Source organism: Brevundimonas variabilis, assembly GCF_014199945.1.
Classification (GTDB): Bacteria; Pseudomonadota; Alphaproteobacteria; order Caulobacterales; family Caulobacteraceae; genus Brevundimonas; species Brevundimonas variabilis.
In genome coordinates, this window is the sequence record NZ_JACHOR010000001.1 from 670989 (window position 1) to 685115 (window position 14127).

The window sequence follows — 14127 nt, forward strand, 5'->3', positions numbered from 1 at the left end:
TGCAGACCCGCTTGCAAAAAATGCAGGCGGAGCAAGAATATTTGTTCCAGAAGAGCAGTGATTGCGGTTAAATATTTCGTTGATCCGCCTGCAGAACCCCTCCCCATGCAAGAGACTCTCCGCCGCATCCTGACCGCGCGCGTCTATGATGTCGCTGTCGAGACCCCCCTGGACCCGTTGCCGCGTCTGACCGCCCGGCTCGGTCGCCCGGTGCTGCAGAAACGCGAGGACCTGCAGCCGATCTTTTCGTTCAAGATCCGCGGGGCCTACAACAAGATCGCGACCCTGGATGCGGAGCAACTGGCGCGCGGCGTGATCTGCGCCTCGGCCGGCAATCACGCCCAGGGCGTGGCCTTTGCGGCCACCCGGCGCGGAGCCGTCTCCACGATCGTGATGCCGGTCACGACGCCGCCGATCAAGGTGGCCGCCGTCCGCGCGCTTGGGGGCACGGTCGTGCTGCATGGCGACGCCTTCGACGAAGCCTTTGCAGAGGCCAGTCGCCAGGCGGCCGAGACCGGGGCCGTCTTCATCCACCCGTTCGACGACCCCCACGTGATCGCCGGTCAGGGCACGGTCGGGCTCGAGATCACGCGCCAGCACTCCGAGCCCATCGCGGCCATCTTCGTGCCCATCGGCGGTGGAGGGCTGGCGGCGGGTGTGGCCACCATCGTCAAATTCCTGCGTCCCGGGACGCGCGTCATCGGCGTCGAACCGGCCGATGCGGCCTGCATGAAGGCGGCGATCGCGGCGGGCGAGGTCGTCACCCTCGATCAGGTCGGCCTGTTCTGCGACGGCGTCGCCGTGCGTCGTGCCGGTAGCGAGACGTTCCGTCTGTGCCGGGACCAGCTGGACGGGATCGTCACGGTCGACAACGACGCCATCTGCGCCGCAATCAAGGACATCTTCGACGACAGCCGTGCCGTGGCGGAGCCATCAGGCGCCCTCGCTCTGGCCGGGCTCAAGGCCTGGGCCGCCGCCAACCCGGACGTCGGCGAGGGTGCCCTGATCGCCGTCAACTCCGGGGCCAATGTGAATTTCGACCGGCTGCGCCACATCGCCGAACGGGCCGAGATCGGCGAGGGCACCGAGGCCCTGCTGGCCGTGGCCATGGCCGATGACCGCGAGACCTACAGCCGTTTCCTGACCAGCCTCGACGGCCGCTCGGTGACCGAGTTCAACTACCGCTGGTCCAGCGAGGGGACAGCCAACATCTTCGTCGGCGTGGCCCTGAAACAGGGCCCTCACGAAAAGGATGACTTGATCACCACCCTGCGTTCGGGTGGCTACGGCGTCGAAGACATGAGCGACAACGAGACGGCCAAGCTGCATGTCCGTTACATGGTCGGCGGCCGGGCCACCGGGCTGCCGCACGAGCGGATCCTGCGATTCCAGTTTCCCGAACGCCCGGGAGCCTTCCTGCGTTTCCTGAACAGTCTCCAGCCGGCCTGGGCTCTCACCCTGTTCCACTATCGAAACCACGGCGACGATGTCGGCCGGGTTCTGGCCGGGATTTCGGTGCCCCCCTCCGAACAGCAGGCGCTCGACGCGGCCCTGGCGACCCTCGGCTATCCCTATGTCGACGAGACCGACAATCCGGCCAGTCGCCTGTTCCTCGACGGCGTGTGAGCGCGCACTGTTCGTTGTCCGCAAAGCCCGCTAAAGGCTCGCCACCCAAAGACGCAAAGTCCAAGAAGATAGAGACCGACCATGAACCTCGACGCCCTCTCGATCGGCGAGCACGCCCCCAATGACGTCAATGTCGTGATCGAGGTGCCGATCGGAGGCGAGCCGATCAAATACGAGATGGACAAGGCCTCCGGGGCCCTGGTGGTCGACCGGTTCCTCTACACCTCGATGCGGTATCCCGGGAACTACGGCTTCGTGCCCCATACGCTGTCGGGTGATGGCGATCCCTGCGACGTCATCGTGGCCAACACGCGCGCCCTGATGCCCGGTTCGGTCATCTCCGCACGAGTCGTGGGCGTCCTGCTGATGGAAGACGAGGCCGGTCAGGACGAGAAGATCCTTGCTGTCCCGTCGTCATGGCTGACGCAGCGTTATGACGGTGTGCAGAACTACACCGACATGCCCGAGATCACGATCAAGCAGATCGAGCATTTCTTCGCCCACTACAAGGATCTGGAAGGATCCAAATGGGTCAAGGTTCTGGGCTGGGCCGACGCTGCCCGCGCTCGCGAACTGATCCAGGAAGGCATCGAACGGGCGGCTGCCGCCAAGGCCTGACCTAGAGCGGCCCGGGGGTCTCGATCACGACCTGCCGGGCCGCTCTCGACCGATGCCAGGCCGCCGCGGCGAACACGGCGGCCCCGGTCCAGATGAAGGCGAAGGAGGCGATGCGCAGCGGCGTCAACGCCTCGCCAGCCCAGACGCCGATGGCGAACTGCAATGTCGGGGCGAGGAATTGCACAAAGCCGATGGTCGAAAGCGGCAGGCGCCGCGCAGACCAGGCGAATAGCGCAAGGGGCAGCACCGTCACGGGCCCGTTCAGCATGGCCCAGCCCAGATGGCTCGGGTCGTCGAAGGCCACCCCCTGTCCCGTCCAGGCCAGCCAGACCACCCAGGCGATGCCGAAGGGTACGAGAAACAGGCATTCGATCAGCAGCCCCGCCTGGGCTTCGATCGGGACGCGTTTGCGGATGATGCCGTAGCTCGCGAAGCTGAAGGCCAGGATCAGCGAGATCCAGGGCGGGCGGCCGAGCGCCACCGCCTGGAACAGCACGCCGACGGCAGCCAGCCCGATGGCGACCCAGCCCCATCGGTCGATCTTCTCCCGAAACAGCCACAGTCCCACGACCATGTTGAGGAGCGGGTTGATGTAGTAGCCAAGGCTGGCTTCCAGGGTGGCGCCGTGGGTCGTGGCCCAGACGTAGCCGCCCCAGTTGACAGCGATCAGAAGCGTGGAAAGGCCCAGCCAGGCCAGCGTCCGGGGCTGACGCAGCGCGGCCTGGACGGTCGCGGATTGGCCTGCAAGCCAGACCAGACCGGCCGCGAAGAGCACCGACCAGAGCGCTCGATGGGCCAGGATCTCGAAGGCATCAAAGCCTGCGCGCGCCTGGCCCATGAACAGCAGGGGCATGAACCCCCAGATGACGTAGCATCCGACCGCCGAAAGGAGCGCCGGCCGGGAGTCGACCGCCGGGCCGGTCACACCGTGAGCGTGCGATAGCCGCTCTTGGGCTTGATCGTGCCGGTTTCGTCCAGCAGCTGGGCGATCTGGACGGCGTTCAGGGCCGCACCCTTGCGCAGGTTGTCCGAGACGACCCAGAACACCAGGCCATTCTCGACCGTGTGATCCTTGCGGATGCGCGAGACATAGACAGCATGTTCGCCCGCCGCATCGACGGGGGTGATGTAGCCGTCATGCTCCTGCTTATCGACCACCAGAATGCCGGGGGCTTCGCGCAGGATGGCGCGCGCCTCGTCCGGGCTGATGGGCCGATCGAACTCGACCGTCACCGCCTCGGAGTGGCCGACGAACACGGGAACCCGGACACAGGTCACCGTCAGCTTGATGTCCGGATCCAGCATCTTGTGGGTCTCATCCCACATCTTGGCTTCCTCGTCGGTGTAGCCGTCCTCGTTGAAGGAGCCGATGTAGGGGATGACATTGAAGGCGATCTGCTTGGGGAATTTCTTCGGGCGGGCGTCACCCAGGCCGTAGATGGCCTTGGTCTGGGTCCAGAGCTCGTCCATGCCCTCCTTGCCCGCGCCGGACACCGACTGATAGGTCGCGACGACGCACCGCTTGATCTTTGCGGCATCGTGCAGGGGCTTCAGGGCGACGACCAGTTGCGCCGTCGAGCAGTTGGGATTGGCGACGATGTTCTTGCGCGACACCAGCTTGACGGCGTCGGGGTTCACCTCCGGCACGATCAGCGGCACGTCCGGGTCCTTGCGGAAGGCCGAGGAGTTGTCGATCACGACGGGACCCAGCTTCCCGATCTTCTCGGACCAGGCCCGCGACACGTCTCCGCCCGCGCTCATCAGCACGATGTCGACGGTCGAGAAATCGAACGCCTCGATGTCCTGGCATTTGATGGTCTTGTCCCCCCAGGCGACATCCATCCCCTTGGATTTTCGCGAGGCGATGGCGTGCATCGTATCGACCGGGAAGTTCAGCTCTTCCAGAATGGTCAGCATTTCGCGACCGACATTGCCGGTGGCACCCACGATGGCGACGTTGTAGCCCATCTTCTGCAGTCCTTCGGACGCGCTGTTGCTCGCCGCGCGGCGGCTCGCGGCTTCAGCGCGGTTTGATGTGGAAGATCCGGAAATCCGGACCGCGACTGGCATATGGCCTTTCGCAACCGCGAAGCAACGGCTTTTCATGCCGGATTGGCACGTCTAAGCCTGCGCCATGCCTTCCAGAGTGTCCCGCGCCTATCACAAGCGCCTCGCCGACGGTCGCCTGACGGCCGATCCGGCCCAGTCGAAAGCCCTGGATGTCCTGTCGCGCGTCGAGCGTGAGCTGGGCCACAAGGGGCTGTTCGGGGGCCGGCCGGAGGTCAGGGGCGTCTACCTCTGGGGGCCGCCGGGCCGGGGCAAGTCCATGCTGATGGACCTGTTCTTCGCCTGTGCGCCCGAGCCGCGTAAGACCCGCGCCCATTTCCACGCCTTCATGGCCCGGGTCCACGACCTGATCCGGCAATGGCGCGAGGGCGATCGCAAGAGCCGTCAGGCCGTCTTCGGTTCTCACAAGGGGGATGACCCGATCGAGCCGGTCGCCGAATTGATCGCCTCCGAGGCCCGCCTCCTGTGCTTCGACGAGCTTCAGGTCACCGACATCGCCGACGCCATGATCCTGGGGCGGCTGTTCGAGGCTCTGTTCGAGCGGAAGGTGGTGCTGGCCATCACCTCGAACCGGGTACCGTCGGACCTTTACAAGGACGGGATCAACCGCCCGCTCTTCACCCCCTTCATCGACCAGATCACGGCGCGCTGCGAGGTCGTGGAGGTTTCGGGCGAACGGGACTGGCGCCGGGACCGGCTGGCCGGGGCCCCGGTCTGGTTCAGCCCCGCAGGGCCCGAGGCTCGCGCAGGGTTCGAGACCCTGTGGTCCGACCTCAGGGGTGATGAACCCGAAGAGGCAACCCACCTGACGGTCCTCGGCCGGGACGTGGCTGTCCAGCGCACCGTAGGCAGTCTGGCGCGCGCCACCTTTGACGAGCTCTGCGCCCGCCCTCTGGGGCCACAGGACTATCTGGCCATGGCCGGGCGGTTTCACACCCTCTTCCTCGAGGCCTTGCCGACGCTGGGCCCGGACCGGCGGCAGGAGGCCCGGCGCCTGGTGACCCTGATCGACGCCCTTTACGAGGCCCGGACCCGGCTGGTCGTCCTTGCCGAGGCCGAGCCGGAAGCCCTGTATCCGACCGGGGACGGGGCCTTCGAATTCGAACGGACTATCTCGCGCTTGCGTGAAATGGCCAGCGCGTCCTGGATCGAGGGCGAGGCTGCCCATACGCTTGACACAAACGGCGCTAAGCTCGTCCCACACCCGGAGACCACCCGATGATCGTCGCAACTGCTGCCGCCCTGATGCTTCTGGCATCGCCGACGTCCCCGGTCTCCCAGTCCCAGCCCCCCGCGGCAGCGCAGCCTGCCACCATCGGCCTGTCGATCCCGGCCATGACGGGCTTTCTGACGGCACAGGGCCTTACCGTCGGGCCGCTGGAACAGGATGGCCAGCGGCGGTTCGTCTCCGTCACCGATGGCCCGGTCCGCTGGGTCCTGTTCTTCCAGTCCTGCGAGGGCGACGTTTGTTCCGACCTGCAGTTCAGCTTCGGCTTTGCCAACGCGGGCGTGACGATGGACGGGGTCAATCGCTGGAACCGCGAGCGCCGCTTTCTCAAGGCCTTTTTCGAACCGGGGGCCACACCCCAGGCCCCGGCGGCCGCCGCGACCCAGTTCGATGTCCTGATCAATGGCGTTCAGGGCGTCGAGCAGCTGTCGGACCCGCTCTCGGTGTGGCGCAGTTCGATCCTGGAATTCCCCGCCGTCGTGATCAGCCCGCCGCCTGCGGCCTGACCGGGATCAGGCCCCGCGGCTCAGGGTCCGCGTGAAGGCAGCGCCGGCACCATTGGCCGCCTTGGGTCCCAGGACGGCGGTGGCCGCGACCCCGGGTGCGATCAGGGCCTGACCCACCTCGCGCAGATCGTCGATCGTCGCGGCATCGATCCTTCCGGCGCTGGCTTCCGATGACACCAGTTGCCCGTAGATCAGGGTCTGGGCCGCGATCCGGCCCGCGCGGCTGGCCGGGCTCTCGTCCGACATCCAGAGCCCGCCCTTGAGCACCGCCTTGGCGCGGGACAGTTCGGCCGCGGTCGGGCCCTGCTCGGCAAGCCCCACGACCTCTGTGGCGCAAAGCTCGGCCAGCTCGACCGACCGGTCCGCAGCGGCACCGGCATAGATGCCGACGATGCCGGTCTCCTCATAGGCTTCCTGGTAGGCGTCGACGGCATAGGCCAGCCCCCGGTCCTCGCGGGCGCTCTGGAACAGGCGAGAGGCCATGCCGCCCCCGAGGATTTCCGTGAACAGCCGCAGGCTCGACAGGCGCGGGTCCGTGGCCGACAGCGACGGCATCTGGAAGACCACATTGGCCTGTTCGATCCGGCGCGCCAGTTTCGCATCGCCACCCACGAATGTGGCAGGCTGCGCGGCATCGGCCGGCATGGCCACAGCGTCGCCGAACCAGCGCTCACTCAGGGCCAGCAACTCGTCCTCGTCGACCGAGCCGGAGACCGCGACCACCATCCGGTCCGGCGAATACAGGCGCGCGCGCCAGGCCTCGATAGAGGCGCGGTCGACCGGCTTCAGGCTCTCGACCGATCCCAGGATCGGCCGTCCCAGGGGCTGGCCGGTAAAGGCCCGGGTCTGGGCCATTTCGAAGACATGGTCGTCGGGGGTGTCGAAGGCCTCGGCGATCTCCTGGGCCACGACGTCCTTCTCGCGCTCGATCTCCGCGGGATCGAGCCGCGGCCGGAAGACGAGGTCGGAAACGACCTGCATCGCCAGCGGCAGCGACCCGTCGAGCGCGCGGACTTCATAGCTGGTACGCTCATAGCCGGTGGCGGCATTGATCGATCCGCCTTCGGCTTCGATCCGCTCGACGATATCGCGCGCACCCATGTCGCCCGCACCCTTGAACACCAGATGTTCCAGCAGGTGCGACCAGCCCGACTGGGCCTCGGTTTCCCATCGCGCCCCGCCACGCACGGCCACCGTCAGCGCCAGGGTGCGCAGACCGGGCATGGGATCGCAGACGACGCGGACGCCATTGGACAGGGTATGGAGACGCGCGGTCAGGGGATGTCCTTCTTCCCGGGGGCCGTACTGCCGGATCGTGAACTCGAACGGCTGCGGCCGAGCATCGCCACATAGACACCGACCAGGGCCAGCGCCAGTCCGAACCAGGTCAGCGCATAGCCCAGATGGTTGTTGGAAAAGCTGGCGGGTGGAGCAGACGGCCGCAGCGCGGCGAACCCGGGATTGGTCGAGACGGTGGCAAAGATCATCACGGGGCCCGCCGGTCCGGGCGCACCCAGTGCCTTGGCCATGGCGGCGGGCTCGGGCGCGTAGAAGGTCTTGCCGTCCGACGCCGGCGTCAGCCAGCTTGCGGCCGGGACCTGGCGAAGCTCACCCTCGATGGCCAGGGGGGTGTCCGAGACAGCCACCGGTGGACGCTCCGTGACATCATCGGCAACAAAACCCCGGTCGACCAGCAGAGGCGTCTTGATGCCCTCACTACGGCAGAGGGAGTAGAGGCGCACGCCCCCGTCGCCGTCGACGATAGAGCGCATCTCGACGAAAGGCGCGCTGGCCAGGCCGGCGCACTCCACGGTGATGCGACGAAACTCCAGGCTGGTACCGTCGCCATAGATGTCGAGGAGAGGGACGCGGGGCTGTGTCGCGGCGACGCCCGACCCGGCGATCAGACCGTTCTTCCAGGCCAGCCGCTGCAGCTGCCAGCTGCCGAGGCCGATCAGGACGGCCACGGCCGGGACCACCACCAGCGTGAGCCCCCACGGAAACCGTTTCATGGCTGATCCCTCTGATTGCGGAACTGGAGGGCCATCATCAGCCCCTTGCCCGGTCGCATGAGCCCCAGCGACAGAGCGGCGACCAGCGGGATCCAGACGATGAAATGCAGCCACATCGGGGGGCTGAAGGCGATCTCGACGTAGAGGGCGGAGAACCCCACCAGAAAGCCCGCGATCTGCATGATGAAGGTGGCCGGACCATCCCCTGTCTCGATGGTCATGCGGTCAAAGCCGCAGACCGGGCAGATCGGGATCACCTTGAGAAAGCCGGTGAACAGCGCGCCCTTGCCGCAGTTGGGACAGCGCGAACGCAGACCGGCCCGGATCGGATCGATCCGGACCGGCTCGGGCGGCTTGATCAGGGACTCTGGCACCCCGGCGAAAGCCGGGATCAGCCGAAGACGACGTAGACGAAGGCGAACAGGAACAGCCAGACCACGTCCACGAAATGCCAGTACCAGGCAGCCGCCTCGAACCCGAAATGCTTCTCGGGCGTGAACTGACCGGCCAGCAGGCGAACGAGGCAGACGATCAGGAAGATGGTGCCGAGCAGGACGTGGAAGCCGTGGAAGCCCGTGGCCATGAAGAAGATCGAACCATAGAGGCCCGAGTTGACGGCTTCCTCGTTAAAGAACAGATTTTCATGGACAATGTGGTAGTATTCGTAGGCCTGAACCGCCGTGAAGAGCAGACCCAGCGCAACCGTAATGCCAAGCGCCAGCTTGGCACCGGCGCGGTCGTTCACCTGCAGGGCATGGTGAGCCCAGGTCACCGTGGTTCCCGAAAGCAGCAGAATGACGGTGTTCAGAAGCGGAAGCTGCCAGGCCGACAGGACCTCGATGCCCTTGGGTGGCCAGGTCGACCAGGCCGATGCCGTATCCGCCCACATCGAGATCTCGGGGATATTGGCCCGGGCCTCGTTGAAGACCGCCATCTCGAAGAAGATCCAGAAGAAGGCGGCGAAGAACATGACCTCGGAGGCGATGAACAGCACCATGCCGTAACGCAGGCCGATCGAAACCACAGGCGTATGATCGCCCGCACGGCTCTCCTTGATGACGTCAGCCCACCAGCCGAATGCCGAATACAGAACCCCGGCCAGGCCGGCGAAGAACAGCCAGCTTGTCCCCTCGGGCAGGCCGAAGAGACCCTTCATCCACATCACCGCACCCACCATCATGACGGTGGCAGCCGCGGAGGACACCAGAGGCCAGGGGCTGGGATCAACCAGATGATAGTCGTGATGCGGAGTGGCGTGGGCGTCGGCCATTCTTGGGTCTCTCAGGCGGTCAGGCGTATGGACGGGGCTATAGCGTCGCTCAACCCGCCGCGCCAGTGGCAGCAGCAGAGGGATCGAAGCCTTTGGTCGGATAGAAGGTGTAGCTCAGGGTGATTTCGGTCACGCCCTTGCTCTCGGCATCGGTGGCGATCTCGGGGGCCACGAAATACTGGACTGGAAACTGCTTGGTCTCGCCCGGCGCGATTGTCTGCCCCGCAAAGCAGAAGCACTGCAGTTTCTGGAAGTAGGGACCTGCCCGTTCAGGAACCACATTATAGGCAGCGGTTGCGCCGATCGGCTGGTCCGACGTGTTGGTCACGTCGAAATAGGCAATGCCGGTCTCGCCGATCCGGACCCTCTGACTGACCTGTTCTGCGCGAAAGGTCATCGGCAGGCCCCGCACATTGGTGTCGAAACGCACCAGAACCGTCTGGTCAAGAACCGTGTCAGGCGCGGCCTCTGCCTTGCGGACCGTGCCGTCGAAGCCGGTGACCTGGCAGAACAGCTGATACAGAGGGACGGCAGCAAAGGCGGCACCGGTCATGAACATGACCCCGCCGGCACAGGCCAGGGCGATCAGATTCTTGCGGTTCATGGCCGGGCCTCCTGAGGCGCCGTCGGCAGATCGAGCGCGGTCGAACGCGCGAGGTTCGCTTCCCGGGCCATCTCGGCATTGTGCTGCATGCGAAGGAAGGTCGTCGAGAAGATCATCACGATGAAGCCGACGAGCGCGAGGGCAATCCAGAGATTGCGTCGGCTGCGGGCGGTCATCTGCGTGTCGGTCAGGCGGTTCATCCAGGCAGTCCCATCAGGGTCAGGTTTTCGACCAGCAGGGCCGCGAACAGGGCCATCAGGTACAGGATCGAAAAGGCAAACAGGTTGCGAGCCGGTTTGGCCTGTGCCCGCACGTCATACAATGCGGCCTCTCGCCCCACAGCATCAGCCTTGTCCGGCTCGTCGCCTGCCCGCGACCCCCACAAACGGGCTGCAAGCGCAAGGAACGCCAGTCCACCGATGATCGAGACACTGAGATAGACCGCCCCTCCCATGCCCAACAGCCCGGGCAGGATCGCAACAGGGACGAGGATCAGGCTGTAGACAAGGATCTGCAAACGGGTCGATTTCGCCCCCTTGGCCACGGGCATCATGGGGATGCCGGCCTTGGCGTAGTCCCCGGTCGAGTACAGGGCCAGGGCCCAGCTGTGAGGCGGCGTCCAGAGGAAGATGATGGCGAACAGCAGCCAGGCTTCCCAGGGCGCTGTTCCGGTTGCGGCAGCCCAGCCGATCACCGGCGGAAAGGCTCCGGCAGCGCCGCCGATGACGATGTTCTGCGGCGTCCGGCGCTTCAGCATCATCGTGTAGAAGGCGGCATAATAAACGATCGTCAGGGCGAGGAGACCCGCCGCGATCCAGTTGGTGTTCATCCCCAGAAGCATGACCGAAAAGATCGACAGGATGACCCCGAACGTCAGGGCATCATCCTTGTTGACCCGACCCGCGGCGACCGGCCGCCCGCGGGTCCGCCGCATCAGGGCGTCCGTCTCGCCCTCCAGCGCCATGTTCAACGCCCCGGCGGCACCCGCCCCGACGGCGATGCACAGGATGGCAATGGCGGCGACGAACGGATTGATCTCGCCGGGTGCGACGACCAGCCCGGTCACGGCTGTGAAGATCACCAGCGACATCACGCGCGGCTTCAGCAGCTGGAAGAAGTCTTCCGGCTGGGCCAGCGTGACGGCGGAGGGGGCTGTGGACTGGTCGGTCATCGGGACTCGAATGCCGTTTGAGGCGGCAGGTTTCAAAAAAGGCCGAGGCCGCTCCTTCGTCGTCGAAAGAGCGGCCCCGGTTCGGTCTGGCGTCGCGCGTGACGCGTCTAGTGGTGCTCGGCCTTGACCACCGGCAGTTCGTTGAACTGGTGGTGGGGCGGCGGCGAGGACAGGGTCCACTCCAGCGTCGTGGCGCCTTCACCCCAGGGATTGGCCACGCCAACGCGACGACGGATCGCCGCCTCGGCCAGCATGACCAGGAAGACGACAACGCCGACCGCCGTGATCACATAACCCCACGAGGAGACCTGGTTCCAGAGGGTATAGGCCTCGGGATAGTCGATGTAGCGGCGCGGCATGCCCTGGAGGCCAAGGAAGTGCTGCGGGAAGAAGATCACGTTCACGCCGACGAACATGATCCAGAAGTGAGCGCAACCGAGGAACTCGTTGTACTTCACGCCGAACATCTTCTCGAACCAGTAGTAGAAGCCCGCAAAGATCGCGAACACGGCTCCCAGCGACAGCACGTAGTGGAAGTGGGCCACGACGTAATAGGTGTCGTGCAGGCTGTAATCGATGGCGGCATTGGCCAGGACCACGCCGGTCACGCCGCCGACGGTGAACAGGAAGATGAAGCCCATGGCCCAGAGCATGGGCGTCTTGAAGTCCAGCGAGCCGCCCCACATCGTGGCGATCCAGCTGAAGATCTTCACCCCGGTCGGGACGGCGATGATCATCGTCGCGGCCACGAAATAGGCGCGCAGGTTGATGGTCATGCCCACGGTGTACATGTGGTGAGCCCAGACGATGAAGCCGATGAAGCCGATCGCGACCATGGCGTAGGCCATCGCGAGGTAACCGAACACGGGCTTCTTCGAGAAGGTCGAGACGATGTGGCTGATGATGCCGAAGCCTGGAAGGATGAGGATGTACACTTCCGGGTGACCGAAGAACCAGAACAGGTGCTGGAACATCACGGGATCGCCACCGCCGGCCGGGTCGAAGAAGCTGGTGCCGAAGTTGCGGTCCGTCAGCAGCATGGTGATGGCACCGGCGAGGACGGGCAGGCTCAGAAGCAGCAGGAAGGCGGTGATCAGGACAGACCATGCAAACAGCGGCATGCGGTGCAGCGTCATGCCAGGTGCGCGCATGTTGAAGATGGTCGTGATGAAGTTGATGGCACCCAGAATGGACGATGCCCCGGCGACGTGCAGCGAGAAGATCGCCAGATCCATGGCGGGTCCGGTGTGGCCGACGGTCGAAAGCGGCGGATAGATCGTCCAGCCTCCCCCGAACCCTCTGCCCGGTCCGCCATCGACGAACATCGACAGGCAGAGCAGGATCCAGGCCGCAACCAGCAGCCAGAAGGAGATGTTGTTCATGCGCGGGAACGCCATGTCCGGCGCACCGATCATGATCGGCACGAACCAGTTACCGAAGCCGCCGATCATCGCGGGCATGACCATGAAGAAGATCATGATCAGGGCGTGGGCGGTCACGGTGACGTTGTAGCCGTGCTTGGAGGCCTCGACGATGCCGAGCTGTTCGATCAGCCCGCCTTCGACGAAATACTGGATGCCGGGGGCGGCCAGTTCGAGACGGATCAGGCCGGACAGGGCCCCGCCCACGATGCCCGCCATGATGGCGAACAACAGGTACAGGGTCCCGATGTCCTTGTGATTGGTGGACAGGAACCAGCGGGTAAAGAAGCCCGGCTTGTGGTCATGTCCGGCGTGGTGCCCGTGGGCGTCTGCGGTCGGTGCGTGTGCCATGATCTCTCGGACTCGCGGATTACTGGGCGACTGGCGCGGCGGCAGCCGGCGCAGGAGCGGGTTGGACGGTGGGCGAGGCGGCGGCGCCGGCGGGCGCAGCAGCAACCCCCTCGGCCGCGGCCGGAACGGCAGCGTCAGTGACGGTCGGGGCGCCGGTGGTGCCGGCAGCGACCTGGGCAGCGGTTCCGCCCGGAGCCTCGGCGGCCGTGGCCGGGGTCATGGAACCACCGCGGGAGGCGACCCACGCCGCAAACTCGGCCTGGGTCACGACGTTGATCTGGATGGGCATGAAGGCATGGTCCGAGCCGCACAGCTCGGAGCACTGGCCATAGAAGATCCCGGTGCGGTCTGCCTTGAACCAGGTTTCATTCACCCGACCCGGGATGGCGTCGGTCTTGAGCCCAAAGGCCGGCAGGGCGAAGGAGTGGATCACGTCCGACGCCGTCACCAGCACGCGAACGGTCTGGCCAACCGGAACCACCAGGGGCTCGTCAGCGGCCAGGCGGTAAGGAACGTTGCGCGCCCGGGCCTCGTCCTCCGGCAGCATGTTGGAGATGTATTCCGACACGCCCTGGTCCGGATACTCATAGGCCCAGTTCCACTGGTTGCCCGTCGCCTTAACCGTCAGGTCGGGCTCCGGCATGTCGTGGTAGGCGAACAGCAGGCGGAACGAAAACAGCGAAATCCCGACCAGAACCATCACCGGCAGCACGGTCCACACCACTTCGACGAGGGTGTTGTGGCTCCACTTGGCGGGGGTCGGGTTGGACTTCTTGTTGTACTTGATCACGCACCAGGCCAGCAGGCCGAGCACCAGCAGGCTGATGATGATGCACATCGGCAGCAGGATGGCGTTGTGGAACCAGATCGCATCCGCCTTGAGGGGCGAGGCGGCGGGTTGCAGGTCGATGCCACCCGGCGTCGGTTGCCCCATCAGGTCCTGGGCCCAGGTCGGGGTGGCGGCCGCAAGAGCCAGTGTCGCAGCGAGACCGGAAGCGCTGATGGCGCCTGCGACGGTTCTCAGGGCTCGGATGCCCAGTCCCATACTCAAATCCTCTAAAATCTAGCGGCGGCGGATGCCTGCGATCGATTTGCAAACAGACGGCGGGCACAGGGGGAGCCACCGTCTTTCTTGAGCCGGTCCATATCGGGTCGTTTCGCGCTTGCCAAGCGAAGAGGCCGCGCCGTGTCGCCGCACGAGCCGCGCATTCGGCCGCTTATCCCGCGTTCAGGCAAATTTTACGGCCTGTAGG

Annotated in this window: 15 protein-coding genes; 4 read left to right on the forward strand and 11 right to left on the reverse strand. The window is 65.6% G+C overall.

The genetic code is table 11. The features are described 5' to 3' along the window. Positions 1-105: 105 nt before the first annotated feature. Together ilvA and ppa are read left to right on the forward strand one after the other, a co-directional pair. Complete coding sequence (ilvA, locus tag GGR13_RS03235; RefSeq protein WP_183212001.1) at positions 106-1626, forward strand: threonine ammonia-lyase, biosynthetic; 1521 nt, start codon at positions 106-108, stop codon at positions 1624-1626. An 81-nt stretch (positions 1627-1707) separates the two neighbouring features. Further along, entirely contained in the window at positions 1708-2244 is a 537-nt protein-coding gene (ppa, locus tag GGR13_RS03240) for an inorganic diphosphatase (protein WP_183212002.1), read from the forward strand. Between the two features lies 1 nt (position 2245). On the opposite strand, the gene rarD is transcribed toward ppa, so the two are convergent. After that, a complete protein-coding gene (gene rarD, locus GGR13_RS03245; RefSeq protein WP_343060286.1) occupies positions 2246-3169 on the reverse strand; it encodes an EamA family transporter RarD in 924 nt (307 codons plus the stop codon). Continuing rightward, positions 3166-4212, reverse strand: a complete 1047-nt coding sequence (locus GGR13_RS03250) for an aspartate-semialdehyde dehydrogenase (RefSeq protein ID WP_183212289.1) — start codon at positions 4210-4212, stop codon at positions 3166-3168. Before GGR13_RS03250 ends, rarD begins: the two co-directional genes overlap by 4 nt. A 166-nt stretch (positions 4213-4378) precedes the next feature. On the opposite strand from GGR13_RS03250, the gene zapE reads away from it, so the two are divergent. Next, positions 4379-5533: a cell division protein ZapE gene (gene zapE, locus GGR13_RS03255; protein WP_183212004.1), complete on the forward strand. Its 1155-nt coding sequence runs from the start codon at positions 4379-4381 to the stop codon at positions 5531-5533. Further along, the gene (locus tag GGR13_RS03260; RefSeq protein WP_183212005.1) at positions 5530-6045 is read left to right on the forward strand and encodes a YbjN domain-containing protein; all 516 of its coding nucleotides are present in this window, start codon (positions 5530-5532) and stop codon (positions 6043-6045) included. Before zapE ends, GGR13_RS03260 begins: the two co-directional genes overlap by 4 nt. A gap of 6 nt (positions 6046-6051) precedes the next feature. Here the strand turns inward: GGR13_RS03260 and GGR13_RS03265 are convergent, their stop codons facing one another. The 9 genes from GGR13_RS03265 to coxB all read right to left on the reverse strand — a co-directional run bounded on the left by GGR13_RS03265 (position 6052) and on the right by coxB (position 13919). After that, entirely contained in the window at positions 6052-7269 is a 1218-nt protein-coding gene (locus GGR13_RS03265) for a M16 family metallopeptidase (protein ID WP_183212006.1), read from the reverse strand. A 50-nt stretch (positions 7270-7319) separates the two neighbouring features. Then, entirely contained in the window at positions 7320-8057 is a 738-nt protein-coding gene (locus GGR13_RS03270) for an SURF1 family protein (protein WP_183212007.1), read from the reverse strand. After that, positions 8054-8431, reverse strand: coding sequence for a DUF983 domain-containing protein (locus tag GGR13_RS03275; RefSeq protein ID WP_183212008.1), 378 nt, complete (start codon positions 8429-8431; stop codon positions 8054-8056). The genes GGR13_RS03270 and GGR13_RS03275 overlap by 4 nt, the downstream gene beginning before the upstream one ends. Before the next feature lie 17 nt (positions 8432-8448). Continuing rightward, a complete protein-coding gene (locus GGR13_RS03280) occupies positions 8449-9327 on the reverse strand; it encodes a cytochrome c oxidase subunit 3 (RefSeq protein WP_183212009.1) in 879 nt (292 codons plus the stop codon). 49 nt (positions 9328-9376) lie between these two features. Next, positions 9377-9931, reverse strand: a complete 555-nt coding sequence (locus GGR13_RS03285) for a cytochrome c oxidase assembly protein (protein WP_183212010.1) — start codon at positions 9929-9931, stop codon at positions 9377-9379. Continuing rightward, positions 9928-10131: a hypothetical protein gene (locus tag GGR13_RS03290; RefSeq protein ID WP_183212011.1), complete on the reverse strand. Its 204-nt coding sequence runs from the start codon at positions 10129-10131 to the stop codon at positions 9928-9930. The genes GGR13_RS03285 and GGR13_RS03290 overlap by 4 nt, the downstream gene beginning before the upstream one ends. Next, a complete protein-coding gene (gene cyoE, locus GGR13_RS03295) occupies positions 10128-11102 on the reverse strand; it encodes a heme o synthase (protein WP_183212012.1) in 975 nt (324 codons plus the stop codon). Before cyoE ends, GGR13_RS03290 begins: the two co-directional genes overlap by 4 nt. Before the next feature lie 107 nt (positions 11103-11209). Beyond that, the gene (gene ctaD, locus GGR13_RS03300) at positions 11210-12874 is read right to left on the reverse strand and encodes a cytochrome c oxidase subunit I (protein ID WP_183212013.1); all 1665 of its coding nucleotides are present in this window, start codon (positions 12872-12874) and stop codon (positions 11210-11212) included. 19 nt (positions 12875-12893) lie between these two features. Further along, positions 12894-13919, reverse strand: coding sequence for a cytochrome c oxidase subunit II (coxB, locus tag GGR13_RS03305; protein WP_183212014.1), 1026 nt, complete (start codon positions 13917-13919; stop codon positions 12894-12896). Positions 13920-14127: the final 208 nt, after the last annotated feature.